24 protein-coding genes are annotated in these 26,181 nt (G+C 59.8%); 18 read left to right on the top strand and 6 right to left on the bottom strand.

Annotated features, from left to right (window positions below; translation table 11 throughout):
- Positions 1-98: 98 nt before the first annotated feature.
- The 10 genes from BLW36_RS04955 (at position 99) to rnhB (ending at position 11,311) form a co-directional block, all read left to right on the top strand.
- The gene (locus BLW36_RS04955; protein WP_091385733.1) at positions 99-944 is read left to right on the top strand and encodes a phosphatidate cytidylyltransferase; all 846 of its coding nucleotides are present in this window, start codon (positions 99-101) and stop codon (positions 942-944) included.
- 73 nt (positions 945-1,017) lie between these two features.
- Entirely contained in the window at positions 1,018-2,205 is a 1,188-nt protein-coding gene (gene ispC / locus BLW36_RS04950) for a 1-deoxy-D-xylulose-5-phosphate reductoisomerase (RefSeq protein WP_091385731.1), read from the top strand.
- 59 nt (positions 2,206-2,264) lie between these two features.
- Entirely contained in the window at positions 2,265-3,620 is a 1,356-nt protein-coding gene (rseP, locus tag BLW36_RS04945; protein WP_091385729.1) for an RIP metalloprotease RseP, read from the top strand.
- Positions 3,621-3,773: 153 nt separating this feature from the next.
- Positions 3,774-6,329: an outer membrane protein assembly factor BamA gene (gene bamA, locus BLW36_RS04940; RefSeq protein WP_091385727.1), complete on the top strand. Its 2,556-nt coding sequence runs from the start codon at positions 3,774-3,776 to the stop codon at positions 6,327-6,329.
- Between the two features lie 74 nt (positions 6,330-6,403).
- Positions 6,404-6,919 carry an OmpH/Skp family outer membrane protein gene (locus tag BLW36_RS04935; protein WP_091385725.1) on the top strand — a complete coding sequence of 172 codons (516 nt, stop codon included), beginning with the start codon at positions 6,404-6,406 and terminating at the stop codon, positions 6,917-6,919.
- A 19-nt stretch (positions 6,920-6,938) separates the two neighbouring features.
- Complete coding sequence (lpxD, locus tag BLW36_RS04930; RefSeq protein ID WP_091385724.1) at positions 6,939-8,000, top strand: UDP-3-O-(3-hydroxymyristoyl)glucosamine N-acyltransferase; 1,062 nt, start codon at positions 6,939-6,941, stop codon at positions 7,998-8,000.
- A gap of 84 nt (positions 8,001-8,084) precedes the next feature.
- Positions 8,085-8,522: a 3-hydroxyacyl-ACP dehydratase FabZ gene (gene fabZ / locus BLW36_RS04925; RefSeq protein WP_091385722.1), complete on the top strand. Its 438-nt coding sequence runs from the start codon at positions 8,085-8,087 to the stop codon at positions 8,520-8,522.
- A gap of 123 nt (positions 8,523-8,645) precedes the next feature.
- Positions 8,646-9,425 (top strand): acyl-ACP--UDP-N-acetylglucosamine O-acyltransferase, encoded by a 780-nt coding sequence (lpxA, locus tag BLW36_RS04920; protein WP_091385720.1) that lies wholly within the window; start codon positions 8,646-8,648, stop codon positions 9,423-9,425.
- A 117-nt stretch (positions 9,426-9,542) separates the two neighbouring features.
- Entirely contained in the window at positions 9,543-10,697 is a 1,155-nt protein-coding gene (lpxB, locus tag BLW36_RS04915; RefSeq protein WP_091385718.1) for a lipid-A-disaccharide synthase, read from the top strand.
- Positions 10,694-11,311: a ribonuclease HII gene (gene rnhB, locus BLW36_RS04910; protein WP_091385716.1), complete on the top strand. Its 618-nt coding sequence runs from the start codon at positions 10,694-10,696 to the stop codon at positions 11,309-11,311. Before lpxB ends, rnhB begins: the two co-directional genes overlap by 4 nt.
- Before the next feature lie 71 nt (positions 11,312-11,382).
- Here rnhB and BLW36_RS04905 read toward each other — a convergent pair whose 3' ends face one another.
- The 3 genes from BLW36_RS04905 to BLW36_RS04895 all read right to left on the bottom strand — a co-directional run bounded on the left by BLW36_RS04905 (position 11,383) and on the right by BLW36_RS04895 (position 15,283).
- A complete protein-coding gene (locus tag BLW36_RS04905) occupies positions 11,383-12,789 on the bottom strand; it encodes an aminotransferase class III-fold pyridoxal phosphate-dependent enzyme (protein WP_091385713.1) in 1,407 nt (468 codons plus the stop codon).
- 321 nt (positions 12,790-13,110) lie between these two features.
- Positions 13,111-14,394, bottom strand: a complete 1,284-nt coding sequence (locus BLW36_RS04900) for an HlyC/CorC family transporter (protein ID WP_091385711.1) — start codon at positions 14,392-14,394, stop codon at positions 13,111-13,113.
- 88 nt (positions 14,395-14,482) lie between these two features.
- The gene (locus tag BLW36_RS04895; RefSeq protein WP_091385709.1) at positions 14,483-15,283 is read right to left on the bottom strand and encodes a cytochrome C assembly family protein; all 801 of its coding nucleotides are present in this window, start codon (positions 15,281-15,283) and stop codon (positions 14,483-14,485) included.
- Positions 15,284-15,486: 203 nt separating this feature from the next.
- Between BLW36_RS04895 and ffh the strand changes: the two genes are divergently transcribed.
- The 8 genes from ffh to BLW36_RS04855 all read left to right on the top strand — a co-directional run bounded on the left by ffh (position 15,487) and on the right by BLW36_RS04855 (position 22,495).
- Positions 15,487-16,908, top strand: a complete 1,422-nt coding sequence (gene ffh / locus BLW36_RS04890) for a signal recognition particle protein (protein WP_091385706.1) — start codon at positions 15,487-15,489, stop codon at positions 16,906-16,908.
- A 159-nt stretch (positions 16,909-17,067) separates the two neighbouring features.
- Positions 17,068-17,307, top strand: coding sequence for a 30S ribosomal protein S16 (gene rpsP / locus BLW36_RS04885; RefSeq protein ID WP_073271637.1), 240 nt, complete (start codon positions 17,068-17,070; stop codon positions 17,305-17,307).
- A gap of 24 nt (positions 17,308-17,331) precedes the next feature.
- Positions 17,332-17,883: a ribosome maturation factor RimM gene (gene rimM, locus BLW36_RS04880; protein ID WP_091385704.1), complete on the top strand. Its 552-nt coding sequence runs from the start codon at positions 17,332-17,334 to the stop codon at positions 17,881-17,883.
- Between the two features lie 2 nt (positions 17,884-17,885).
- Positions 17,886-18,653 (top strand): tRNA (guanosine(37)-N1)-methyltransferase TrmD, encoded by a 768-nt coding sequence (gene trmD / locus BLW36_RS04875; RefSeq protein ID WP_211567136.1) that lies wholly within the window; start codon positions 17,886-17,888, stop codon positions 18,651-18,653.
- A gap of 151 nt (positions 18,654-18,804) precedes the next feature.
- The gene (rplS, locus tag BLW36_RS04870; protein WP_091385700.1) at positions 18,805-19,155 is read left to right on the top strand and encodes a 50S ribosomal protein L19; all 351 of its coding nucleotides are present in this window, start codon (positions 18,805-18,807) and stop codon (positions 19,153-19,155) included.
- A 76-nt stretch (positions 19,156-19,231) separates the two neighbouring features.
- Positions 19,232-20,137 carry a site-specific tyrosine recombinase XerD gene (gene xerD / locus BLW36_RS04865; RefSeq protein WP_091386961.1) on the top strand — a complete coding sequence of 302 codons (906 nt, stop codon included), beginning with the start codon at positions 19,232-19,234 and terminating at the stop codon, positions 20,135-20,137.
- A gap of 53 nt (positions 20,138-20,190) precedes the next feature.
- Positions 20,191-21,603 (top strand): serine hydrolase domain-containing protein, encoded by a 1,413-nt coding sequence (locus BLW36_RS04860; protein WP_211567134.1) that lies wholly within the window; start codon positions 20,191-20,193, stop codon positions 21,601-21,603.
- Between the two features lie 139 nt (positions 21,604-21,742).
- A complete protein-coding gene (locus BLW36_RS04855) occupies positions 21,743-22,495 on the top strand; it encodes a DsbC family protein (RefSeq protein ID WP_091385696.1) in 753 nt (250 codons plus the stop codon).
- Between the two features lie 59 nt (positions 22,496-22,554).
- Here the strand turns inward: BLW36_RS04855 and aspA are convergent, their stop codons facing one another.
- The 3 genes from aspA to BLW36_RS04840 form a co-directional block, all read right to left on the bottom strand.
- A complete protein-coding gene (gene aspA, locus BLW36_RS04850; RefSeq protein WP_091385694.1) occupies positions 22,555-24,021 on the bottom strand; it encodes an aspartate ammonia-lyase in 1,467 nt (488 codons plus the stop codon).
- Between the two features lie 95 nt (positions 24,022-24,116).
- Positions 24,117-24,932 carry a helix-turn-helix transcriptional regulator gene (locus BLW36_RS04845; RefSeq protein WP_091385692.1) on the bottom strand — a complete coding sequence of 272 codons (816 nt, stop codon included), beginning with the start codon at positions 24,930-24,932 and terminating at the stop codon, positions 24,117-24,119.
- 51 nt (positions 24,933-24,983) lie between these two features.
- On the bottom strand, positions 24,984-25,997 hold the full coding sequence (locus BLW36_RS04840) for a type I asparaginase (protein ID WP_091385690.1): 1,014 nt from the start codon (positions 25,995-25,997) through the stop codon (positions 24,984-24,986).
- Between the last annotated feature and the right edge of the window lie 184 nt (positions 25,998-26,181).

The following is a 26,181-nucleotide window of genomic DNA, read 5'->3' as shown; positions in this document are numbered from 1 at the left end:
GGGACGGAAAAATTCTCCGGGACAACAATATCTTGTACTCTAGACCCGCCCCGGAAGAGGTTGGGCGGGGCACGAGGGTCAAGTAAAAGGGTTTTACGGTGCTAAAACAAAGAATAATTACTGCGCTGGTGTTGGTGGCTCTGTTTCTCGGAGCACTGTTTCTGCTTCCGATTCAATGGTTCTCCCTGGTCACCGTAGCTGTCATCCTGCTCGGCGGCTGGGAGTGGGCGAATCTGTCCAATCTCAATCGCGCCCTGCGCTTTGTATTCCTGGCAGCGCTCGGCGCCGCACTGATAGGTACGGCGAAATACGTATTTGCAATGGATTTCGCGTCCCCGGATACCGACCGTGCGCGCCAGTTACTGGCGGTAGCCTGTGGCTGGTGGGCGCTGGCATTCCTGTGGGTGCAGAGCTATCCGGCCAGCGCCATGCTTTGGGGCAACCGCTGGGCGCGGGGGTTGATCGGCCTGGTGGTGCTCGTCCCCGCCTGGCTGTCGATGGTGATATTGCGCGGCCAGGAGCACGGTGCCTGGCTGGTACTGTTTGTGGTTGCCGTAGTGGTGGCCGCTGATGTCGGTGCCTATTTCGTCGGGCGCAGGTTCGGCAAACACAAGCTGGCGCGTGAAGTTAGCCCGGGCAAGTCCTGGGAGGGCTTTTTTGGTGGCCTAGCCGCCTGCCTGATCCTGGCGCTGGGGATCTCCCTGCTGCTCGGCCTGCCGCTGAAGAACACCATCCTCTTCTCTTTCGGCATCCTGGTCACCGCGCTCGCCTCGGTTATCGGCGATCTGGTGGAGAGCATGTTCAAGCGCCATCGCGGCATCAAGGACAGTAGCCATATACTGCCGGGTCACGGCGGCATACTGGACCGCCTGGACAGCCTGTCCGCGGCGCTGCCGGTGTTTACCATGGCCGCGCTGGCCAGCGAGCTGCCCAAGTATTTATAAGAACCTGTTACAGAGCGATACCCGCAACAGAGGGTCGACCGAGACAGAGGCCCGAGAGGTATAACACGAGCCTATGCAACCTACGCAACCGCAATCCGTCACTGTCCTCGGCTCCACTGGATCCATTGGTGTCAGCACTCTAGATGTGCTGGCGCGGCACCCGCAGCGCTATTCCATTTATGCTCTGACTGCGCGCGAGCGCATTGCCGAGCTGGCGCAGCAGTGCCGTCGTTTCTCACCACGGTTTGCGGTAGTGGCGAGTGAGCAGGGGGCGGCAGAGCTGCGCGAATTGCTCGCCGGTGAAGATTTGCCCACCGAGATCCTCTGCGGCGTGGACGGGCTATGCCAGGTGTCTTCGGATTCGCAAGTAGATACGGTAATGGCCGCGATTGTCGGGGCCGCCGGGCTGCGCCCGACGCTGGCCGCCGTGGAAGCGGGCAAGAAAGTGCTGCTCGCCAACAAGGAGGCGCTGGTCATGGCCGGCCCGGTGTTCCTGCGCGCGCTGTTCAATAGCGGCGCGCAGCTGCTGCCGATCGACAGTGAGCACAATGCGATCTTCCAGTGTCTGCCGCAGCCCTGCTCCAATCTGGGCGATGCAGGAGTGGAAAAAATCCTGCTGACCGGCTCCGGCGGGCCTTTCCGCACCCGTGCAGTGAATGACCTGCACCGCGTCACTCCCGATGAAGCCTGCGCTCATCCGAACTGGTCGATGGGGCGTAAGATCTCTGTGGACTCGGCCACGATGATGAACAAGGGCCTGGAGTTTATCGAGGCCTGTCTGCTGTTCAATGCGCGGCCCGAACAGATCGATGTAGTGGTGCACCCGCAGAGCATCGTGCACTCGATGGTGCAGTACCGGGATGGTTCACTACTGGCGCAGATGGGCAACCCGGATATGCGTACGCCGATTGCCCATGCGCTGGCATTTCCCGAGCGCATTGATAGCGGCGTGCCGGCGCTGGACCTGATCACCCAGGGACGGCTGGACTTCGAGGCGCCGGACACACAGCGTTTCCCCTGCCTGCGCCTGGCCCGGGAGGCGATGGACGCCGGCGGCAGCGCGCCGACGGCGCTGAACGCCGCCAACGAAGTGGCGGTCGAAGCCTTCTTACAGGGGCGGCTGGCGTTTACTAGTATTGCGGCAGTCATCGAGCAGGTCATGAATCGCGCGCAAGCCGTTGAACTGACCGGGCTGGATGCAGTCGAAACAGCGGATCGCCATGCGCGAGAGCTTACACAGCGGGTGCTGGGCGCACTTTAGCGCCACAGAGATCGTACAATGGCCGGGAATCGCGCAACGGCAATAATTTGTAATTGAGTATGGATTTTGTTCAGACGGTAATTTGGGCCCTAGTTGCCCTTGGCATCCTGGTGTCCTTCCACGAGTTCGGCCACTTTCTGGTCGCGCGCCTGTGTGGGGTCAAGGTACTGCGCTTCTCCGTGGGATTCGGTCGCCGCCTTCTGTCCCGCTACGACCGCCACGGTACTGAATTCACCATCTCCGCGATCCCCCTCGGCGGCTACGTCAAGATGCTGGATGAGCGGGAGGGCACGGTGCCGCAGGACCAGTTGCATCAGGCCTTCAACCGCAAGAGTGTCTGGGCGCGTATCGCCATCGCCGCTGCCGGGCCGATAGCGAATTTCCTGCTGGCAATCCTGTTCTTTTGGATCGTGTTTATGGGCGGCACTGCGGGGCCGGTGCCGATCGTGCAGTCGGTGGAGCCGGGCAGTATCGCCGCGCGCGCGGGGCTAGAGCCGGGACAGGAGATTATCGCCATCGATGGCGAGGAGACGCCGACCTGGCAGGCGCTCAACTGGCGCCTGGCAAACCGTCTCGGCGACACCGGCGCGATTGAGTTCTCCGTGCGCTATCCGGATTCCGATCTCGAATACCACATGGTGGCGGATATCGATCGTTGGCTGGCGGGGCAGGAGGTGCCTGATCCGCTGACCGAAGTCGGCCTCGAGTTGTGGACGCCGTCGATCACCATGACCCTGTCCCAGGTGACACCGGACAGTGCGGCGGATAGGGCGGGATTGCGCGCGGGCGATGAGATTATCGCCACCGACGGCAAGGAGTTCGATGGCTGGGATAGCTGGACCCAGTATGTGCGCGCCCGCGCCGGTGAGGGACTTCAGGTGGAGGTGGTGCGCGACGGCGAGCGGCTGCTGTTGCCGGTGACGCCGGAGGAGGTCACGCTAGACAGCGGGGAGCGCATCGGCCGCATCGGGGTATTGCCGGTGGTTGAGTCCTGGCCCGAAGAGCGAGTGCGCACTTACCACTACGGTGTAGCCGGCGGCCTGAGTAAAGGGTTGCAGGAGACCTGGGACAAGACGGTATTTACCCTCAACAGCCTGAAAAAACTGGTGTTTGGCCAGCTTTCGACCAAGAACTTGAGCGGCCCAATCACCATTGCTAAAGTGGCCGGCACCTCGGCGGAAGCGGGCTGGCAGTCATTCCTGTCGCTGCTGGCGCTGCTCAGTATCAGCCTCGGCGTACTCAACCTGTTGCCCATTCCGGTGCTCGATGGTGGCCACCTTCTCTACTACGGTATTGAGGCAATCAAGGGGTCGCCCGTTTCGGAGAGGGTGCAGGTGATTGGGCTGCAGGTGGGTATGGCGCTGGTGCTGGGTATCATGGGCCTGGCGCTCTACAACGACATTTTGCGTTTATAGGCCGGGCCGCGGTTTTGTAAAGCACCGCATTGTGCGCGGCCCGGCGGCCCAGCATGAATGGCGAATAGGAAGGCTCAACGGCACGTTGGGTTATTGGAAGCACATGGGTAGCTTCCACCATTGGAATTGCGAATAAAAACTCGGAACTAGTAGATGAAAGATTTCCTGAAAGCGGCCTCTCTCGGCCTGGCACTGCCGATTAGTGCCGTGGCGCAGTCGTTTGTGGTCAACGATATCCGCGTGGAAGGGCTGCAGCGGGTCTCCGCCGGTACCGTATTCGCGGCACTACCGGTACGCGTGGGCGACCAGATTGAAAGCCTGGAAATTCAGAGCGCTACCCGCGCACTGTTCCGTACCGGTTACTTTCAGGATATTCAGATTGGACGCGAGAATGGCGTACTGGTAATTACTGTGCGCGAGCGCCCGGCGATTTCCAAGATCGAGATCACCGGCAACAAGGCCATCAAGACCGAAGACCTGCTGAAAGGCATGGAGGAAAACGGCCTGGCCGAAGGGCAGATCTTCAAGCGCGCTACTCTCGAGGGACTGGCCCAGGAGCTGCAGCGCCAATACGTTGCCCAGGGCCGCTATGGCGCCAGCGTAAAGACTGAAGTCAAAGAGCTGCCGCGCAACCAGGTGGAGTTAAAGGTGGTGGTGGACGAGGGCTCCGTCGCCGCGATTAAACATATCAATATTGTCGGCAACAAGGCCTTCTCCGATGAGGAGCTGGCAGACATCTTCGAATTGCAGACTACCGGCTGGCTGTCCTGGCTCCGAAGCGACGACAAGTACTCCCGTGAAAAACTGACTGGTGACCTCGAACGCCTGGAGTCCTACTACCTGGACCGCGGCTACCTGGAGTTCAAGATCGACTCCACCCAGGTATCACTGAGCCCGGACAAGCAAAGCGTATTTATTACCGTGAACGTGACCGAAGGCGACGTCTATACGGTGAGCGAAGTGGATCTGGCCGGTGACCCGGTGGTACCGGAAGAAGAGATCAAGCGCCTGCTGCTTGTACGCGAGGGGCAGACCTTTTCCCAGGTGCTGATGACCACCACCTCCGATTACATCACCAAGCGCCTAGGCAACGAGGGCTATACGTTTGCCGAAGTCAGCGGCATGCCGGAGCCGAACGAGGAAGACAAGACCGTGAAGGTCACCTTCTTTATCGATCCGGGCAAGCGCGCCTATGTGCGCCGCATCAATTTCCGCGGCAATACCCGTACTGCAGACGAGGTGCTGCGCCGCGAAATGCGCCAGATGGAGTCCGCTTCCGCGTCTTCTGCCCGTATCGAGCAGTCGAAGGTGCGCCTGGAGCGCCTCGGCTACTTCAAGGGGGTTGAGGTTGAAACCACTGAAGTGCCGGGTACATCTGACCAGATCGATGTCGAGTACACCGTCGAGGAACAGCCTTCAGGTACCATCGGCGGTACCGTCGGTTATGCTCAGGGCAGTGGCTTGGTGCTCGGTGCCAACGTGCAAGAGAACAACTGGCTGGGCACCGGTAAGTCTGTCGGCTTTGCGGTCAATACTTCCAAGTACCAGACTGTAGCCAATTTCTCCTATACCGATCCCTATTTCACGCCGGACGGTGTGAGCCGTGGTTTCAGTGTTTTCTACCAGGCCCGGGATTACTCCGAAATCAACGTCGCCAGCTACACCACCGATACCTATGGCGCTAGCCTGAGCTTCGGTTATCCGATCTCGGAAATTTCCCGCGTGGGCCTGAATGTTGGCTACAGCAACCTGTCCATTGAAACCGGCTCCTTTGCCGTACAGGAAATCAAGGCCAGCCCCGTACCCATTGAGGGAATTGATGCTGTCGTGACCTCAGCGGATTCCGCCCTGGTGAGCGAAGCGCTCGAGGCGGGTGAGGCGCTGGATCTGAGCATGCCGCTGGACGTCGGCCTGCTCAACACCAATTTCGACGGCTTTATCGATCAGAATGGCGATAACTTCAATATCTTCAGTCTGACCGGCTCCTATGCGCGCTCGACTTTGAACCGCGGTATTCTCGCGACTCGCGGTACCTCCCAGCGACTGTCGCTGGAATTCGCGCTGCCCGGCGGCGATCTGGAATACTACAAGCTTATATATACCGGCCAGTATTTCCGCCCGCTGACCAAGGATCTCACGCTGCGCCTGCGCACCCGTCTCGGTTACGGGGACAGCTATGGCGATACCAGTGTGCTGCCGTTCTTCGAAAATTTCTACGGTGGTGGTTTCGGTTCGGTGCGCGGCTTTGAACGAAATACGCTCGGTCCGCGCTCGACGCCGGCGGAGTTCTATCAGACCCTGGGCTGTGCTACCAATGGCGAATCCCTGACCCAGACCTGCTATCAGATTGATCCGAATACCGGACAGCTGACCACTAATGCTTTTGACAATGACCCGGATCCGTTCGGTGGCAATATCCTGGTAGAGGGCAGTGCGGAAATCCTGTTCCCGATTCCTTTCGTGAAGGATCAGCGTTCGATGCAGTCTGCCTTCTTTATCGATGCGGGTAACGTGTTCGATAGCAGTTGTGGTATTTCGCAGCTCAACTGCTACGATGTCGACTTGGATCACATCAATGTTTCTGCAGGCATCGGCCTTACCTGGATCACTGGCTTCGGCCCGTTGACTTTCAGTCTGGCCAAGGCGCTGGAGAAAAATGATGACGATGAAGTGGAAGTGTTCCAGTTTTCACTGGGTAACAGTTTCTAAGAGCGGCCGGGAAGACACGCTTAGGGTGGTGTGAAGGCCGCGAAGTAAAAATAAAGCAAAATGGAGAATCCGACGTGCTTAAAAATGTAAAAATCATCGCAGTTCTGCTCGCTGGAATCATGCTGTCGGGCGCCGCTGTGGCGCAGACCAAGGTTGCGGTGCTGAACCTGCAGGCTGCCATCATGAGCACCGAGGCTGCCAAGTCCAAAGTCAATGCGCTGAAGACCAGCTCCGAGTACTCCAAGCTGCAAAGCAGCGCCGAGTCTATCCGTGCCGAAGTGCAAAAAATGGCTGAAGATGCGCAGAAGAATGGCGTTACCTGGTCTGATGAGCAGAAAGCCGAGCATCAGCGCAAAATGAATTTCAAGCGCTCTGACTTTGAAACTGCGGTGAAGAAACTGCGTTCAATGGAGGCGCAGGTGGGCCAGGAAATCCAGAAAACCATGGCCCCCAAAGCCAAGGCTGCGCTGGAGGCAATGATCAAAGAGCAAAAGCTCGACTTGGTACTGGATTCAAGCGCCGCATACTACGTCAGCCCGGAAAGCGACCTGACTGCCGCGTTGATCAAGCGTATGAACGCTGACAAGTAAACAGGCGGCAGCTTCTTAGATGACAGATCAGCCAACCCTCGCCCAGCTCGCCGAGCAGCTGGGTGCAGAGCTGCGCCTGGCGCCCGGAGCGGATGCTGAGCAGCCGGTGTCCGGGCTCAATACCCTGGAAGATGCCAACTCTGGTCAGGTGTCCTTCCTGGCCAGTGCCAACTATCGTCGCTTCCTCGCCAGTACGCGCGCCTCCGGTGTGCTTATCGGCGCGGAGCTGGCCGATGAATGCCCGGTGTCGGCGTTGGTTGTCGACAATCCCTACCATGCGTTTGCCCGCGCCACTGCAATCTTTGATACGACGCCACAGCCGGCACCCGGAATTCACCCTGCGGCGACCGTAGATCCCTCAGCCGAAATAGACGCGTCTGCGAGTATCGCCGCGGGTGCGGTGATTGAGGCATCTGTCCGCATCGGTGCTGGCGTCCATATCGGTGCCAACTGCGTGGTGGGTGAGGGCAGTGAAATCGGTGCCGGCACCCGGCTAAAGCCGGGCGCGATTGTCTACCACGGGTGTTCTATTGGTCGCGACTGCACTATCCACAGTCAGGCGGTGATTGGCGCCGACGGCTTCGGTTTTGCCCCCTACCAGCGGCAGTGGACAAAGATTCACCAGCTCGGCGGTGTCGAGATCGGCGATGACGTGGAGATCGGCGCATGTTCCTGTATTGATCGCGGCGCCCTGGGCAATACCGTGATCGGTCGCGGGGTCAAGATCGACAACCAGGTGCAAATCGCGCACAATGTGCAAATTGGTGACTACTCAGCCATGGCTGCCTGTTCGGCAGTTGCCGGTAGCGCCGTCATCGGCAAGCACTGCACGCTGGCCGGTGGTGTCGGTGTGGTGGGGCATGTCACCGTAGCGGATGGCAGCCATATCACCGCAAGGACACTGGTGACCAAGTCCATCGAAAGCGCCGGATCCTATTCCAGTGGCACGCCTTTCTCCGACAGCCGTAGTTGGCGCCGCAATGCCGTGCGCTACGGGCAACTCGACCAGATGGCGCGCCGCCTGAAGGAGCTGGAGAAGCAACTGGAAGGCCTGGCGCACCGCGACGGAACAGAAGATTAGATTAACCGACGTCGAGTCGATCAAATTGGGTTTGTTGTTTTCGGGGCGTTTCACGCCCCGAAGTGGTTTCTGGGGACTTTTCGAATGATGGACGTACGCGAAATTCGTCAATATCTGCCGCACCGTTATCCGTTTCTGCTGGTGGATCGGGTGGTTGAATTGGAGGAAGGAAAATATATTAAGGGCTATAAGAATATTTCCGTTAACGAGGAAGTATTCAATGGCCACTTCCCAGAGGTGCCAATTTTTCCCGGTGTCATGATTGTGGAAGCCCTGGCGCAGGTTTCGGGGATTCTCGGCTTTAAGACTCTCGGTCAAAAGCCCGAGGATGGTTTCCTGTACCTGTTCGGCGGTATCGATAACGTGCGTTTCAAGCGCCAGGTCATCCCGGGAGACCGGCTGGATCTGGAGTCAGAGGTCGTATCGGAGCGCCGCGGTATCTGGAAGTTCTCCTGCAAGGCGAGTGTCAACGGTGAACTGGCTACTTCCGCCGATGTACTCTGTGCGGTGAAACAGGTTTGATCGAGGGCCGCTGTCGCCGGCTGGAAAACTGCTGCGGCAGCACTGTGACCAATTCGGTTCCTTTATTTTCGATTCGCGTTTAAAGTAACCGCATTTTCCGGTATCCGAGGAGTAGGGCGCAGAATGCAGACGAATATCCACCCCACCGCCATTGTCGACGATTCGGCAACGATAGGTTCCGGGGTGAGTATCGGTCCCTACACTGTCGTGGGGGCGGGAGTCGAAATCGGCGACGGCTGTGAGATCGCCTCTCACGTGGTCCTGAGCGGCCCCACCACTCTGGGCAAAAACAACCGCATCTACCAGTTTGCTTCCGTCGGTCAGGATACCCCGGATAAAAAATACCAGGGTGAGGACACCACCTTGGTGGTCGGTGACAACAATGTGATTCGCGAGGGCGTCACCATCCACCGCGGCACCGTTCAGGACCGCGGGGAGACCACCATCGGGAATGACAATCTGATCATGGCCTACGCACACGTAGGGCATGACAGTGTCATCTGCAATAACACCATCCTCGTTAACAATGTCGCCCTTGCCGGCCATGTGATCGTGCGGGACTGGGCGATCCTCAGCGGTTTCAGCCTGGTGCACCAGCACTGTACTATCGGTGAACACGCCTTTACCGGTATGGGGGCCGCCATTGGCAAAGATGTACCCGCCTACGTGATGGTCGCCGGCAATCCAGCCGAAGCCAAAACCATCAACGCCGAGGGGTTGCGCCGCCGCGGATTTTCCCGTGATGAAATCGCGCTGATCAACAAGGCCTACAAGATTGTCTATCGCCGCGGCCTCACCATGCAGGAGGCATTGGAAGCGCTGACAGAGCTGCGCAATCAGTCGGCGGTGGTGCAGCCCTGGATCGATTCCCTGAAATCCTCCACCCGCGGCATCGTCCGCTGACCAGAAAAGTCTAATTGGCCTGTTGGACTGCTGACAGAGGCTGCGGCAGGCGATCAGCGCCGGCCGTAGCGATTGGGCGCGGTCAAAAACCGTTAGTGCAAGAGAGAGTTTCGCGGAGTGACAGTTAACGATAAGCCATTGCGGATTGGTGTGGTTGCTGGCGAAGCCTCCGGCGATATACTCGGTGCCGGGCTGATCGCTGCATTGCAAAAGCGTTTTCCGCAGCTGAAGGTTGAAGGTATCGCCGGTCCGCGCATGTTGGCCCTCGGGGCCAGCTCTTTGTTCCCGATGGAACGCCTATCGGTGATGGGGCTGGTGGAGCCGCTCAAGCGCTTGCCGGAACTGTTGAAAATTCGCCGCACCCTGCGCCAGCACTTTATCGACAATCCCCCAGATCTCTTTATTGGCATAGATTCGCCAGACTTTAATCTCGCCCTCGAAGGCGCAATCAAGGCGGCGGGTATTCCGACGATGCACTATGTCAGCCCGTCGGTGTGGGCCTGGCGCCGCGGGCGGATCAAGAAAATTGCCCGCGCCGTGGATCATATGCTGACGCTGCTACCGTTCGAGGCGAGTTTCTACCGAGAGCACAATGTGCCGGTGACCTTTGTCGGCCATCCGCTGGCCGATGAAATCCCGCTACAGGTTGATTCGATCGAGGCGCGCCGCGAGCTGGGCTTCGGGCAGGACGATCAGGTAGTTGCGCTGTTGCCCGGCAGTCGCGGCGGCGAAGTGCGGTTGCTGGGGCCGCTGTTCCTGCAGACCGCGCGCTGGTGTCACCAGCGGCGCCCGGGGCTTAAGTTCGTGTTGCCGGCGGCCAATGAGCAGCGACTCGCCGAACTGAAAACGCAGCTCGAGGGATATGCGGATCTGCCGGTAACATTGCTCGAAGGCAATTCACATCAGGCGCTAGCCGCCGCCGATAGTGTGCTTATCGCTTCCGGTACGGCAACCCTAGAGACCATGCTGCTGAAAAAGCCGATGGTTGTGGCCTACAAGATGGCGACGCTCTCCTATGCCATTTTTTCCCGCATGCTGCACACGCCCTGGGTATCGCTGCCCAATTTGCTGGCGCAGCGGGAGCTGGTGCCGGAAATCCTGCAGGACGATGCGACTCCGGAAAATCTCGGCGCCGCGCTGCTGCAGTTTTTTGATGACCCACTGTTGAGTGATCGGCTGCAGCGTGAATTCGATGATATGCATCAACAGCTGCGCCGCAATGCATCTGAGCGCGCTGCCGATGCGGTTTGTAAATTGATTGAACACCAATGAGTAAAAAGACAGACTTGCCGCCTTACGTGTCCCCTTACCAAGGGGAGCTGTTGGCTGGTGTTGATGAGGTGGGCCGTGGGCCCCTGGCCGGCGATGTCGTCGCCGCCGCGGTGATTCTCGACCCCGCGCGGCCGATTGAGGGGCTGGCAGACTCCAAGAAGCTGAGCGAAAAAAAGCGAGAGCTGCTATTTGATCAGATTCGCGAGCGTGCGCTCAGCTTCGCCGTCGCACGCGCAACCGTCGCGGAGATCGATCAGCTGAATATTCTGCATGCCAGCCTACTGGCGATGCGCCGCGCGGTAGAGCAGCTGCCTATTCAGCCGGAGTTTGTGTTGGTGGACGGCAATAAAAAACCGGATTGGCGCTACCCCTGCGATACGGTAGTGAAGGGCGACGGCCGGGTGGCTGCGATTGCCGCTGCGTCGATCCTGGCCAAGGTTACTCGCGATCGGGAAATGGTGGCCCTGGATCAACAGTATCCGGGCTATGGACTGGCCGGGCACAAGGGCTACCCGACCAAGGCGCATCTACAGGCTCTGGAGCAGCTCGGCCCCAGCCGCATTCACCGACAGAGCTTTGCGCCGGTGAAGCAGCTGTCGATTGAGCTCCTCTAAAATAAGATACCTCAGGTAAAAAAGGCGCTTTTTAAAGCGCCTTTTTTCGCGATGGGCAAAGCTAGAAATACTTACAGCTCGCCCATTTCCCGCAGGTCGTCCTGTGTCAACTCAATGGCTTTACGCAGGGCAGATACGACGAAGTCCACTTCCTCTTTTGTCATGGTCAGTGCAGGTGACATGATATTGAGGTTAATCAGCGGGCGGACAATCAAACCCAGTGCATCGGCGTGCAGTGAGACGCGCTTACCGATATCGAATTCATCCGGGTAGATTTCCTTGGTCTCTTTGTTCTTCACGAACTCCACACACTGCATAAAGTGGGAGCCGCGCACGTCGCCGACGATGTCCAGATCCTTCAGGGTGTTCAGTTGTTCCTGGAAGTAGGGACCGATTTCACGCACGTGTTCCAGCAGGTTTTCACGCTCGATGATCTCGATATTCTTCAGGGCTACCGCCGCTGCTACCGGGTGAGCCGTGTAGGTGGAACCGACGATGGTGAAGCGACCTTCTTCGCTGGCCAGAGCATCATAGATGCGATCGGAGAAGATACAGGCACCCATGGGGATGTAGCCGGAAGTCAGACCCTTGGCCACGGTAATTATGTCAGGCACGATGCCAAAGCGATCTTCGGAGGCGAAGAAGTGACCGAGACGACCGAAGGCCGTCACCACTTCGTCAGAGATGTAGAGAATGTCGTACTTGTGGCAGATGTCGATAATGCCTTTGTGGTAGCCCACGGGGGGCACAAAGCATCCGCCACCTCCGTATACGGGCTCGGCGTAGTGGCAGGCAATATTGTCTGGTCCCACTTCCAGAATCTTGTCTTCAAATTCTTGCAGCAATTCAGTCTTGAATTCTTCCGGTGTCTTGCCGGCACCTTCGCGGTAGCTATTGGGGGCAGAGACAAAGTGCACCATGTCGCTGAGGAAGTTGAAGTATTCGGGCTTCTCGTTGGCCTTGCCGCAGAAACTCTGGGTCAGGAAGGTGGAGCCGTGGAAGGCCTTGTTGCGGGATAACACCTGAGTCTTGTTAAAGTTACCGCGACAGCGGTGATAGGCAACCGCCAGGCGGTAGGCGTCGTCGGTGGCGGTAGAGCCACTCACAGTGAACAGGGTGTGGTTGAGGTCGCCGGGAGTCAGCTCAGCCAGTTTCTTCGCCAGGGTCACACCGCTGGGGTGGGTCATATCCACGAAGGGGTTGATGTAGCTGGCCTTGATGGTTTCTTCGTACATTACCCTGGCGATTTCTTCGCGGCTGGCCCCCACATTGGTACACCACATACCGCCCACGGCGTCGAAGTATTTGTTGCCGTTGGTATCCCACAGGTAGCAACCATCGGCCTTGAAGAAGGGCAGGGCACCCTCGCCCTCTTCGCGCATCAGATCGATCAGCTGGAAGGGGTGATGGAAATGGCGTTTGTCATCGGCCACGATCTGGGCGGTATCAAATTGGGAAACGTCTACTTTTTCAGACATAGCAATCACCACTATTTCTAGCGTTTTAAGCTAAAAGTTATGTTTAAGGCTTGCCTGGCTTTTGATGCCTGAGGGAATCTCAGGCTGCAGTGTCTTCAGGAGGGATGGCGACCACCGGCCGCACGGATGTGATTTTAACTGCTTTCGCGCCAAGAGGGTAGAAGTACGTCAGGCCGCCCCAAAACGGCCAAGGCACAGCTGCAGGCGCCGGGGCAGCTCGGCCCCGGCCCGATTCACCGGCAGGGCTTTGCGCCGGTGAAGCAGTTGTCGATGGGTATTGCGTGATCGGGATTCGCGTCTGGTCTGAAGGGCGGGGCGCGCTTAAGATCGGTTGCCCGAGTTCATTTTCTTGACCCGCGCCCTGGTGATCATCTTGTCCGAGACTTCCTCGATTTCCACCAGGTAATTCAGGATGTAGAAGCTGATATTGCCGTCCGGAATGCTCTCCAGATGCTCCATCGCCAGACCGTTGAAGGTCTTGGGGCCATCCGTGGGCAGTTCCCAGTGCAGGGTGCGGTTGATGTCGCGTATCGAGGTGCCGCCCTCGATCAGATACCAGCCGTCACCGGCGGCGACGATTTCCTCGTCTTCGCTGGGTACCGGGCTGGCCGTGAAGTCACCGACAATCTCCTCCAGCAGGTCTTCCAGGGTCACGATACCCATCACCTCACCGTACTCGTCCACAACCAGTCCCATGCGACGTTTCTTCTTCTGGAAGTTCATCAGCAGCGTGGGCAGGGGAGTTGCTTCGGGCACGAAGTAGGGTTCGTCGGTGTAGGACTTGAGGCGCTCCGCGCTGAACTCGTCAGGGCCATCGCGGAGTATCTGCGCCGCGCGGCGCAAATGCAGTATGCCGACTACCTGGTTGATATCGCCCTTGAATACCGGCAGGCGGGTGTAGCTGCTCTCCGCCAGTTGCCGCAGAATCTTGTCGCCGCTATGTTCCAGGTCGATGCCCACCACCTCGTTGCGCGGGATCATGATGTCTTCCACCGTGGCCTGATCGAGGTCCAGCACGTTCAACAGCATGCCCTTGTGCTTGCTCGGCAGCAGGGCGCCGGACTCGAACACGACAGTCCGCAGTTCCTCCGGGGCCAGGTGTTCGGCCTCGGCGCCGGCAGTGGCTTCTACGCCGACCAAGCGCGCCAGGCCGTTAGAAATGCTGCTTACCAGCCACACTACCGGAGCCAGCAGCCACAGCAGCGGGCGCAGCACCAGCGAGGCGGGAAAGGCGACTTTTTCCGGGTGCAGGGCGGCGATCGTCTTGGGTGTGACCTCGGCGAAGATCAGGATCACAACGGTCAGCACCGCGGTGGCATAGAAGACACCGGCGTCACCGTACAGCTGGGTGAACACGACACCTGCGATGACCGAGGCGAGGATATTGACCAGGTTGTTGCCGATCAGAATTACGCCGATCAGCTTGTCCGGCCGCGACAGCAGCTCCATCGCTCTCCGGGCGCCGCGGTGACCGCTCTTGGCCTGATGGCGCAGGCGATAGCGGTTCAGCGCCATCATGCTGGTTTCGGAGCTGGAGAAGAAGGCGGAAATGACAATTAGCAGAGCCAGCAGGCTGAACAGCAGGCCGAGCGGTATCTCGTTCAAGGGAGAACTCTTTTTATTTCGAAGCGGGGATATTGAAACAGAATTCCCGCCGCCGCAAGTTTACCCGCGGTCGCGGCGGACAAATGTCTCAACCGCGCTGCAGAATGACTTCCAGGACCAGTTTGCTGCCGAAATAGGCCAGCATCAGCGTGGCGAAGGCGACAAGGGTCCAGCGCACTGCGGTATTGCCGCGCCAGCCCAGCTTCCAGTGTCCCCACAGTAGTATGCTGTATAGCACCCACGCAATCAGTGACAGTGTGCTCTTGTGCACCAGGTGCTGGTCAAACAGATTGTCTACGAACAGGAATCCGGTCAGCAGCGACGCGGTAAGCAGCAGCTGGCCGAAGGCGATCAGGCCGAACAGTAGCGACTCCATGCTCTGTAAGGGCGGCAGAAAGCGGCTGATGCCGCCGGGCCGGTGATTGTGTAACTGCTGGTTCAGGTAGTAGAGGTAGATAGCCTGCAGCGTGGCGAGGGCCAGCATCGAATAGGCAGTGATCGACAGCAATGCGTGCACGGCGACACCCGCGGAGAGCTGTTCGTGCGGTGGTGTCCCGCTCCAGGCGTGCACGGCCGCAAGCTCGGTGAGGGCGCCCAGGGGCGCCAGGATCAGGATCAGCAGTGTGAGAGGGCGGCGGGCGGCCAGAATCAATAGTAGGAGGTTCACCACCCAGGCGATCAGAGACAGCATTGCAAGCAGGTCGAAACGGTAGCCCGCCGGTGCAACCAGGGTGTGGGCCAGGGAAATGGCATGGGCGAGCAGTGCGCCACCGAGCAGGCCCAGTAGCAGCACATTGTTGGGCTGGCGTTTGCGGGCGAAGGTCAGGGCGGCCACGGCGGTGGTGGCCAGGTAGAGCGCGATTGCCGTCCAGTGGGCGAATGTCGCCATCGATAAATCCGTGTCTCCGTTACGATAGGGCGGCAGTGTGTCACAGCGCGCCGATGCAGGAAAGCTCTGGTGATATTTCGGCTGTGATCAGTCCTGAGCTATACTGCCGCGCCTCGGAGAAAGGAGCCGTAATCGGCTGCTACAAATTGAGCGGGCCCCTGTAATGACCAGTTGTCCGCAAACAGAGAGATCGAGACGTATATATGTTCGATAACCTGAGCGACCGCTTATCGGCCGCGTTAAAGAAAGTCACCGGTAAAGCGCGCCTGACGGATGACAACATCCGCGATACCCTGCGCGAAGTGCGCAAGGCGTTGCTGGAGGCGGATGTGGCCCTGCCGGTGGTGAAGGCCTTTGTTCAGCAGGTGCGCACCGCGGCGGTGGGCCAGAAGGTCAGCAAGGCGCTGAACCCGGGCCAGCAGTTCGTCAAGATCGTACAGGACGAGCTGGTCAAGGTGATGGGGGAGGCGGCGCAGCCGCTGAACCTGGCGGTACAGCCGCCGGCAGTTATCCTGATGGCGGGCCTGCAGGGCGCGGGTAAGACCACCAGCGTGGCCAAACTGGCCAAATATCTGCAGACGCGCGAGAAGAAGAAGGTCATGGTCGTCAGTGCGGACGTCTACCGCCCCGCGGCCATCAAGCAGCTGGAAACACTCGCCGGCGAGGTGGACGCACTCTTCTATCCGTCCAGCCCGGAGCAGAAGCCCCTGGATATCGCCAAGGGCGCGATGGACGCAGCGCGCAAGCAGTTCGCCGATGTACTGATCGTCGATACCGCCGGTCGCCTGCATATCGACGAGCAGTTGATGGATGAGATCCGCGATCTGCACGGCGAACTGAAGCCGGCGGAAACCCTGTTCGTGATCGATGCGATGATCGGCCAGGACGCGGTCAACACTGCCAGTGCCTTCAATGATGCGCTGCCGCTGACCGGCGTGATCCTGACGAAGGCGGACGGCGATGCGCGCGGCGGTGCGGCGCTGTCCGTGCGCCATGTGACCGGCAAGCCGATCAAATTCATCGGCGTCGGCGAGAAAACCGACGCGCTGGAGACTTTCCACCCCGATCGTATCGCTTCGCGCATTCTCGGTATGGGCGACATCCTGTCGCTGATCGAGGAGGCGGAGCAGAAGATCGACAAGGCCAAGGCTGAGAAGCTGGTCAAGAAGGTGCAGAAGGGCAAGGGCTTCGATCTGGAAGACCTGCGCGACCAGCTGCAGCAGATGCAGAACATGGGCGGCTTCGGCTCCCTGCTGGAGAAAATGCCGGGCATGGGCGGTCTCGCCCAGGCGGCGCAGCAGGCGGATATGGGCAAGGAATTCAAACGCATGGACGCCATTATCGGCTCCATGACGCCGGCCGAGCGCCGCAACCCGGATATCCTCAATGGCTCGCGCAAGCGCCGCATCACCGCGGGCTCCGGCACCCAGGTGCAGGACCTCAACCGCTTGCTCAAACAGCACAAGCAGATGGGCAAGATGATGAAGAAGCTCAAAGGCGGCGGCATGAGCAAGATGATGCGCGGTATGGGCGGCATGCCCGGCATGGGCGGTGGCGGCATGGGAGGCCTGGGTGGTATGGGCGGTTTGCCCGGCGGCCTGCCCCCCGGTATCAAGAAGAAATAGTGAGCCTGATCCCCCCAATCTGGCGGGCGGATTAAGCGCTATACAAACCCTGGGCGGTACATTAGAATACGCCGCCTTTCAGCCGGGTGAGCTACCGGCATAGTTGTTGTAGGCGGTCCTTTGTAAGGCCGCCCAGTGTTGAACCTACAGGAAAGCTACATGGTAACCATTCGTTTGGCTCGTGGCGGTGCTAAGAAGCGCCCGTTTTATCACCTGACTGTTACTGACAGCCGCAAATCCCGCGACGGTCGCTTCATCGAGCGCGTTGGCTTCTTCAACCCGGTTGCCCGCGGCCAGGAAGAGCGTCTGCGTGTTGACCGCGAGCGCGTTGAGTACTGGGTAGGCCAGGGTGCGCAGGTTTCCGATCGCGTCAGCAAGCTGCTGAAAGAATCCGCTTAATTTAAGCCTGTTGGTGGTGCGCCTGTGGCCCTAGACCTTGATAGCAGCGGATCCAAATCCGATGAATTGGTCACGGTCGGGCGTATAACCTCGGTTTACGGCGTTCGCGGCTGGGTCAAGGTTCAATCCTATACCGAGCCGATGGACAATATCCTGCAGTTCCCAGATTGGTGGCTGCAGAAGCCGAACGGTTGGGAGCCGTTGCAGATCGACGCAGGCAAGCGCCACGGCAAGGGTCTGATCGTCCATATCAAGGGCATCGATGACCGGGATCTGGCGGCGGGCTTCTGTCAGCGGGATATCGCCGTGCGCCGGGAGCTGATGCCGACGCTCGACGAAGGCGAGTTCTACTGGCACCAGCTTGAAGGCTTGCGCGTGATCAGCCACTTCGGTGGCGCTGAGCACGAATTAGGTACCGTAGTCCGCATGATGGAAACCGGTGCCAACGATGTGATGGTGGTGCGCGGGGGCAAGGACGGGCGCGAGCGTCTGATCCCCTATCTGCCCGGCGAATTCATCACCGATATCGACCTGGATGCCGGTGTCATCACCGTCGACTGGGATCCGGAATTTTAGTGGTGGCCGCAAAGCGTGTTGCCCTGGTCAGCATTTTTCCGGAGATGTTTGCCGCGCTGACCGATTACGGTATCAGCGGGCGAGCCGTCAAAGACGGTTTGCTGGAAGTGCGCTGCTGGAACCCGCGGGATTTCACCAGTGACCGCCACCGTACTGTGGACGATCGCCCCTACGGGGGTGGCCCGGGCATGGTGATGCTGGCGGAACCGCTGTACCAGGCGCTGAGCGCAGCCCGTGCCTGGGCGGAAGAGGGCGATGCAACCGCACGCAGTATCTACCTGTCACCCCAGGGGCGGCAGTTGGATCAGGGCGGTGTTGAGGCGCTCGCCGAAGCGGGCAACCTGGTGTTGCTGGCGGGGCGCTACGAAGGTATCGACGAGCGCATCGTCGAGATGCTGATCGACGAAGAGTGGTCGATCGGCGACTATGTTTTAAGTGGTGGTGAGCTGGCCGCAATGGTGATGGTGGATGCCATTACCCGACTGATTCCCGGAGCTCTGGGGCACGATCAGTCGGCGGTGGAGGACTCCTTCGCCCAGGGGTTGCTGGACTGTCCCCACTACACCCGCCCGGAAGAATACCGCGGCAGGCTGGTGCCGGAAGTATTGCTGTCCGGTAACCACGAGAGAATTCGCCGCTGGCGCCTGAAGCAGGCACTGGCGCGCACACAGCAGCGCCGCCCCGATCTTTTGCAGGGGTTGGAGCTGGATAAGGAGCAGAAGCTGCTGCTGGAGGAAATCCGGCAGGAGCGGAAATCCGAAGAAACTTGAGGGGTGCTGTAAAAATCGTAGCGAGCGGATGCCACCAGGTGCCCGCACAGTAGATTTTAGCGGTGCCCGTAATGCCGGATTCGCCGGGAGGCGCAAGTAGTTCGGTGAACTAGCTGAGAAGCTACACAATTTGTATTTGGGAGTATTCCAAATGACTAACAAAATCATTCAGCAGCTGGAACAGGAACAGCTGAAGAGCGAAGTTCCGGCCTTTGCCCCGGGCGACACCGTTGTTGTCCAGGTTAAGGTTAAAGAAGGTAACCGCGAGCGTCTGCAGGCTTTCGAAGGCGTGGTAATCGGCAAGCGCAACCGCGGTCTGAACTCTTCGTTCACCGTGCGCAAGATTTCCCACGGCGTTGGCGTAGAGCGTACCTTCCAGACTCACAGCCCGCTGGTTGACAGCATCTCTGTCAAGCGTCGCGGTGACGTGCGTCAGGCCAAGCTGTACTACCTGCGCAGCCTGACTGGTAAAGCTGCCCGTATTAAAGAGAAGCTCAACTAAGTTTTTCTTTGATCGAGTACAAAAAGCCGGAGCAGAGATGCTCCGGCTTTTTTTTTGCCTGTGGTTTAATGCGCCCATGGACACCATTGCCGAACAGGAACCGCTGATCAACCGCTGGCTGGACATGCTCTGGGCCGAGCGCGGTGCCAGCGAGCACACCCGCGCCGCGTACGGACGCGACCTGCGTGCCTTCACGGCGTTTTGTGCAGGGCAATGTGGCACTGGCCTGCTGTCTGTCGGCCGCGTGCAGGTCCAGCAGTACCTCGCCAGCAAGCATAAGAGCGGCAGTTCCGCCCGCTCCACAGCCCGCGCCCTCGCCGCACTGCGCAGCTTTTATCGCTATTGCCTGCGCCAGGGGTTGATGCAGGAAGATCCGGTCGCGCTGATCGAGAACCCGAAGTTGCCCAAGCCGTTGCCCAAATCTCTGTCCGAGGCCGATGTGGAAGCGCTGCTGGAGGCGCCGGATACCGAGACGGCGATCGGTATGCGGGATCGCACCATGCTGGAATTGCTCTACGCCTGCGGCTTGCGCGTGACCGAGTTGGTGGAGCTGACTGTGTCGCAGGTCAACCTGCGCCAAGGGGTGGTGCGGGTATTCGGCAAAGGCAGCAAAGAGCGGCTGGTACCCATGGGGGAGGCGGCACAGGAGTGGATGCTGCGCTACCTGGGCTCGACCAGGCCGCAGCTGTTGCCAGCCGGCCACAGCGATACCTGTTTCCCGGGGCGCGCCGGCCGGCCGATGACCCGCCAGACCTTCTGGTACCGGATCAAGCACTGGGCCAAGGTGGCCGGAATCGAAAAGCCGCTGTCGCCGCACACCCTGCGCCACGCGTTCGCGACGCACCTGCTCAATCACGGCGCCGACCTGCGCGTGGTGCAGCTGCTGCTTGGCCACTCGGACCTGTCGACGACCCAGATCTACACGCAGGTGGCCAAGGCGCGCCTGCAGGCGCTGCACCGCGATCACCACCCGCGGGGTTGAGGTGTCCGGGCACCCGAGTGAAATCAACGAAAGATAACAACAGGATTCACGGCATGAAGCGGATATCCCACCACCTTTTCAGAATGGTCGCCGCTCTCCCGCTCGCGGCCGGCCTGCCAGCTGTGGCCGGAGCCCAGGAGACGCCGGAACACATGCACGCGCTGGTGGCCGGCTACAAGGCCGCATTTACCTGCAGTGCGACCTTCAATGCCGGCCGCGCACCGGCCTCTATCGCCGCCCTCGAGCTGAATCGGATCTACCCCGGCTACCGGGAAATTCTGGCGGAGCTGCCCGCAGCCGAGATCGACCGCCAGCGCAAAATAGTGAGTGTGCGCTACAGCGAGCAGATGCCGCCGCGTATCAGTGCCTGGCGGCCCCATCTCGGCTGCAGTCAGCTGCCGATCGGTGCCGCAGCGAATGCCGCCGCCAAACTGCCGCGTGTAAAGCTGCCCGATACGCCGAGCACAGCCGACCAGCCCTGGCCCGTCGGCGACCGAGGCCAGCCTGCCGCAAATCAGGCACTTGCCGACATCATCGCGCAGGCATTCGACGGCAGGACCTACGGTGTCGGCACCGAGACCTCCGCGGTGGTGGTGAGCCGCAGCAGCGCGTTGCTGGGGGAGCGCTACCGCGACGGCTACGACCTGCACACGGCGCAGCGCACCTGGTCGGTGGCCAAGAGTATCGCCGCGACCGTCATCGGCGTCGCGGTCAACGAGGGGTTACTGGAGCTGGACGAACCGGCACTGGTGCCGGAGTGGCAGAGCCCCCTGGATCCGCGCCGCCAGATAACCCTCGCCAACCTGCTGCATATGTCCTCGGGGCTCTATAGCGGTCGCTCCGGCAGCCGCACGGACCAGATCTACGCCGGCGGTGCCCGAGTCACTGACCGCGCGACAGAGGCGCCGCTCGATGCCCTGCCGGGCAGCCGCTGGCGCTATGCCAACAACGATACCCTGCTGGCCGTGCGCAGCCTGCGCGCGCGCCTCGACAGCGACGCCGATTACCTGCGCTACCCGTTCGAGAAGCTGATTTACCGTATCGGCATGCGCGATACGCTGCTCGAAACCGACTGGGAGGGCAACTTTGTCATGTCTTCGCAGGTCTGGACGACGGCGCGGGATCTGGCGCGTCTCGGCATCCTGTACCTCAACGACGGCGTCTGGGCGGGGGACCGGGTGTTGCCCGTGTCCTGGGTCGATTACGTGCGGACGCCGGCGCCCCAGCAACCGCCGGCATTGAACAGTCGCGGCGAGCCCGGCTGGGGCTACGGCGCCCAGTGGTGGCTGCTGGGTCAGCGCTTCGATCTACCGCAGGATGGCTTCATGGCGGCTGGTCATCGCGGCCAATATGTATACGTTGTGCCTTCACTGGACCTGGTGATAGTCCGGCGCGGTTATGACGAATCCGGCGGCCAGCAGTTCGATATCGCTGCTTTCGCCCGGGATATCATCGCCGCACTCTAGGGATGCCGGTGGCGCCGTGGTGGCGAATGCTGTAAAACACGCCGTAAGAAACGATTGTCGCCAATAGGTGCCATAATGGCTGGAACCGAAGTGCGGTGTGCAAGTCGAAGCCAACGAAGAATTTAAGGAGCTATCGGGAATGACTCTTTTTAACAAGCCGCTGATGCTGGTCGGCGCACTGTTCGCCCTGTTGGGGCCCGCAGCCCAGGCGGAAGTGGATGCGGAGGTTGCCAAATCCATCAAGGCGCGCCTCGAGGCCGGCAATCCAAAGGCCAGCTATGGCGACGTGCGGGAGAGTCCGATCAGCGGCCTGTACGAAGTGGATGTGGATGGCGGTGCAAATACGCTGTTCGTGTCGGCTGACGGCAGCCACTTTATCTTCGGCGATCTGTACCAGGTGAAGGCCGGTGGCGGTCTGGCAAACATCTCCGAAGAGCGCCGTACCACCAAGCGTGCCAAGGTCATGGATGCGCAGAACGTCGACGACATGATCGTCTTCTCGCCCAAAGGGGAGACCAAGGCCCATATCTACGTATTCACCGACGTGGACTGCGGCTACTGTCGCAAGCTGCACAACGATGTGCCGGAGCTGAACAAGCGCGGTATCGAGGTGCGCTACCTGGCCTTCCCGCGCGCGGGCCTGAATTCCCTCGGCTATCGCAAGATCGCCACGGCCTGGTGTGCCGAAGATCGCAACAAGACCCTGACGGCGCTGAAAAACCGCGAGAATGTGCCGCTGAAGGTTTGTAAGAACAATCCGGTCGCGGCGCAGTACAATTTGGGCAACGATGTGATCGACGTGCGCGGTACGCCCACGATCGTAATGCAGGATGGCAGCGTGGTGCCCGGCTATCTGCCGCCGGAAACCATGGTCAAGGCATTGGGCCTTTAATTTAGAAATCGGCCGGCAGCAGTCGCTGCCGGCGATAACATGTTCCTTTCCCGGGCGCCTCAGGCCCGGACTTTGATATCCACCTTGCGCGGCTGGGTCATGTTCTCCGGTCGGAGAATATCACTCAGCTCCTCCTCGCTCAGCAGCCCTTCCTGTAATACCAGGTCTTTGACACTGCAACCGCTCACCAGCGCCTGCTTGGCGATACGGGTGGCATTTTCATAGCCGATAAACGGGCTCACCGCGGTAATTACGCCGATACTGTTTTCCACCATTTGGCGGCAGTGGTCCACGTTGGCGGTGATCCCGTTGACGCAGCGGTTGGCCAGCGTGTGCATGGCCTGGGTCATCAGGCGCATGGATTGCAGCAGGTTGAAGGCGATCACCGGCTCCATCACGTTCAGCTGCAGTTGTCCGGACTCCGCCGCCAGGGTGATGGTCAGGTCGTTGCCGATCACCTGGTAGGCCACCTGGTTCACCACTTCGGGGATCACCGGGTTCACCTTGCCGGGCATGATTGACGAACCGGGCTGCATCGGTGGCAGATTGATTTCGTTGAAGCCGGCGCGGGGGCCGCTGGAGAGCAGACGCAGATCGCTGCAGATCTTGGAAATCTTCACGGCGATGCGTTTCATAACGCCGGAAAACATCACGAAGGCGCCCATATCGGACGTGGCCTCGACGAGGTTCTCCGCGCAGATAAAATCAATGCCGGAGATTTCCGACAGGGCATCCACGACCAGCTGGCGGTAGGCCGGATCGGTATTGATACCGGTGCCGATCGCGGTGCCGCCCATATTGATCTCCTTGAACAGCACCACCAGCTCCTTAACCCTGGCCACGTCCTCGCGCACGGTGGCGGCAAAGGCGGCAAATTCCTGCCCCAGGGTCATGGGTACCGCATCCTGCAGCTGGGTGCGCCCCATCTTGATCACGCTGGTGAACTCGTCAGCCTTCCTGTCGAACTCCAGGCACAGCTGCTCCATCGAGTGCACCAGGTCACTGTAACTGAGCAGGATCGCCAGGTTGATCGATGTCGGGTAGACGTCATTGGTGGACTGCGACAGGTTCACGTGGTTGTTCGGGTGGACCTTTTTGTATTCCCCCTTGCTGTGGCCGAGCAGCTCCAGTGCCCGGTTGGCGATCACCTCGTTGGCATTCATGTTCGTGGAGGTGCCGGCTCCGCCCTGGATCATGTCCACGAGGAAGTGGTCGTGCAGCTCGCCGGCAATGATTTCATCGCAGGCCTTGCCAACGGCACTGGCGACTTCTTCCGGCAGGTAGCCCAGTTGGCTGTTGGCACTGGCGGCGGCCTTCTTGACCATGGCCAGCGCTTTTACCAGGTTCGGGAAGTGATTCAGGGTAATGCCGGTAATCTGGAAATTTTCCAGCGCGCGCAGCGTCTGGATACCGAAATAGGCATCTGCGGGTACCTCGCGGTCGCCCAGGAGATCGTGCTCCAGTCGCACCGCCGTTCCGGCGGTAAATAACGGCATGGGTCTCAGGGTGTGGAATTCATTGGTCATGCAGCTTCCTGTTGGGCCTCGCCCGGTGTTTGTGGGGTATTGTTGGCGATACTAGTGGCGCTCTGGTCACGGGTAAATCCCGTTGGGCGCAAATGTTAAAGTGGTGTGGCGAAAAAGCTCTGCGGCCCCTCGCTGGCGGTAGCGCGGATGCTCTCGCGGATATTGCGGTTGATCTCTCCCGAATCCGGCCCGAAAACCCCGCACAGTTTGAGCGCGCTGCGGATACTGATATTCCGCCCGAGGGACTCCAGCACCACCTTGGTACAGACGGGGTCGCGGCGATCGCTGGCGGAGACACCGAGCTTCAGGCCGGACAGATAGCTCACGCGGCTCTTGTAAGTTGGATAGAGGATCGTCTGGGCTATCTCGTTGCGGGTCAGCGCCTCGTAGCCGATCAGGAAAATACGCTCGGAGAGAAAAAACAGCATGCCCTTGTAGCGGGACTTGTACCACTCCTCCCGGTTCGGGTAGCGCATGCGCTCGAAGCGCTGGAAATAATATCCGTCGCCATCTGACTCGATGCGCAGCAGGCTGCGGATGATGTGATCCTGGAAGGTCATCGAGTAGTGGTATTCAAAGTAGTAACCGAGATACTTGTCGGCGTGTCCCCTCGATTCACGCATCAGTCTTTCGATATCGGCGCTGTAAGGCTGTGGTTGTGCCGCTGCAGTACCCGGCGCGGTGCGGACGCGGACGATCTGGGCGAACTGCTCGTGGGGCATCAGGATCTCATGGGCTTCCACGCCGAAGAAATCGCAGATTTTCGTCAGGGTATAGCGAGACGGCTGGGTGTCTCCGCTCAGGTACTTGTTGAACTGCGCCCGGTTTACGCCCATGCGTCGGCATACCTCCGCGATGGAGCGGTAGAAGCTGCAGAGTAAGCGCAGGTTTTGCGAGAAGTCCTTGCTCATGGATGCATTCGTTTGTGCAGAATCGTCGTGTCAGTCAATTAACTGTGGTGATCAGTGAAGCAGTGTGCATTCACCGCACAGCGAAGTCTGCATCAGTTCCCGCACTTCCTGTTCCGGCAGATCCATGGCGAGCAGGTGGTTCAGTTTGGAATAGGCGGCTTCGGTAGTCATATCGAGGCCGCCGATCACACCGGCCCGCAGAAGGGCCGAGCCCGCCGCGTACTTGCCGAGGTCAACACGGTTTTCCAGACACTGGGACACGGCGACACATACGGTGCCGCGCGCGGTGGCTTTTTCCAGCCAGCCGGTGAACGATTTGTCTTCCGTCGGCGCATTGCCGGTGCCGTAGGTTTCCAGTACCAGGCCCCGCGGCGAGTATTCCAGCACCTTGCTTAAAAAGAAGGGCGATATACCCGGGAAGAGTTTCAGTACCACGACTCCGCCGTCGGCAAATTCGGGAATTTGAAAATCCCGACGCAGCGCCGGCGCGAGCAGGGCAGAGCGGTCGATGTCCACTTGGATGCCGACTTCACCCAGCAGGGGGTAGTTCGGGGTGGCGAAGGCGTCGAGCGAGCCGGAGCTGACCTTGGTGGCGCGATTGCCGCGCAGCAGTTTGCCGTTGAAATACAGGCACACTTCCGCCAGTGTCTCGTCGGTACTCAGCAACAGGGCGGCGATCAGGTTGTTGTGGGCATCGCTGCGCATTTCCCGCAGCGGTATCTGTGAACCGGTAACAATCACCGGCTTGTGCAGCCCCTGCAGGGCGAACGACAGCGCCGACGAGGTATAGGCCATGGTGTCGGTGCCGTGCAGCACCACGAAGCCGGCGTAGCGGTCGTAGTTGTCGCGAATGCAGGCGGCGATGCGATACCAGTCGGCGGGCTGCATGTTGGCGCTGTCGAGGAGTTGGTCGAACGCGTGGAAATCGTATTCGGGCAACTGGCCGGGAATACCGGTCAGCAGCTTGGCCAGCAGAGTCTCCAGATCCGCGTCGGGAATATAGCCGGACGCGCTGCGCCGCATGCCCAGGGTGCCGCCGGTGTAGAGGATCAGGGTCTTCTTCATAATTCCTTCGCGAGTTGGACCGTTTCGGGGAGGCACATTTTTGGCGAAAAGCGACAACAGGTGCAATTTCGCAGGCTGTCGGCATTCGATGTCAATAGATGCTCTTATAGCATCAACTAGCGCCAGTGTCCTGCTGCGGTGTGAATAAGAGGATGGCGGCAGTCGAATCCCGTTGGCAGACGCG

Source organism: Microbulbifer marinus (assembly GCF_900107725.1).
Classification (GTDB): domain Bacteria; phylum Pseudomonadota; class Gammaproteobacteria; order Pseudomonadales; family Cellvibrionaceae; genus Microbulbifer; species Microbulbifer marinus.
This window is presented reverse-complemented; position numbering and strand designations above follow the sequence as displayed.

Coding starts and splice junctions, on each gene's coding strand:
- lpxA (WP_091385720.1), top strand. CDS start 8,646: ATGCAGACGAATATCCACCCCACCGCCATTGTCGACGATTCGGCAACG.
- rpsP (WP_073271637.1), top strand. CDS start 17,068: ATGGTAACCATTCGTTTGGCTCGTGGCGGTGCTAAGAAGCGCCCGTTT.
- BLW36_RS04855 (WP_091385696.1), top strand. CDS start 21,743: ATGACTCTTTTTAACAAGCCGCTGATGCTGGTCGGCGCACTGTTCGCC.
- lpxD (WP_091385724.1), top strand. CDS start 6,939: ATGACAGATCAGCCAACCCTCGCCCAGCTCGCCGAGCAGCTGGGTGCA.
- BLW36_RS04895 (WP_091385709.1), bottom strand. CDS start 15,283: ATGGCGACATTCGCCCACTGGACGGCAATCGCGCTCTACCTGGCCACC.
- bamA (WP_091385727.1), top strand. CDS start 3,774: ATGAAAGATTTCCTGAAAGCGGCCTCTCTCGGCCTGGCACTGCCGATT.
- aspA (WP_091385694.1), bottom strand. CDS start 24,021: ATGACCAATGAATTCCACACCCTGAGACCCATGCCGTTATTTACCGCC.
- rseP (WP_091385729.1), top strand. CDS start 2,265: ATGGATTTTGTTCAGACGGTAATTTGGGCCCTAGTTGCCCTTGGCATC.
- ispC (WP_091385731.1), top strand. CDS start 1,018: ATGCAACCTACGCAACCGCAATCCGTCACTGTCCTCGGCTCCACTGGA.
- rplS (WP_091385700.1), top strand. CDS start 18,805: ATGACTAACAAAATCATTCAGCAGCTGGAACAGGAACAGCTGAAGAGC.
- BLW36_RS04905 (WP_091385713.1), bottom strand. CDS start 12,789: ATGTCTGAAAAAGTAGACGTTTCCCAATTTGATACCGCCCAGATCGTG.
- fabZ (WP_091385722.1), top strand. CDS start 8,085: ATGATGGACGTACGCGAAATTCGTCAATATCTGCCGCACCGTTATCCG.
- ffh (WP_091385706.1), top strand. CDS start 15,487: ATGTTCGATAACCTGAGCGACCGCTTATCGGCCGCGTTAAAGAAAGTC.
- BLW36_RS04845 (WP_091385692.1), bottom strand. CDS start 24,932: ATGAGCAAGGACTTCTCGCAAAACCTGCGCTTACTCTGCAGCTTCTAC.
- xerD (WP_091386961.1), top strand. CDS start 19,232: ATGGACACCATTGCCGAACAGGAACCGCTGATCAACCGCTGGCTGGAC.
- BLW36_RS04860 (WP_211567134.1), top strand. CDS start 20,191: ATGAAGCGGATATCCCACCACCTTTTCAGAATGGTCGCCGCTCTCCCG.
- BLW36_RS04840 (WP_091385690.1), bottom strand. CDS start 25,997: ATGAAGAAGACCCTGATCCTCTACACCGGCGGCACCCTGGGCATGCGG.
- rnhB (WP_091385716.1), top strand. CDS start 10,694: ATGAGTAAAAAGACAGACTTGCCGCCTTACGTGTCCCCTTACCAAGGG.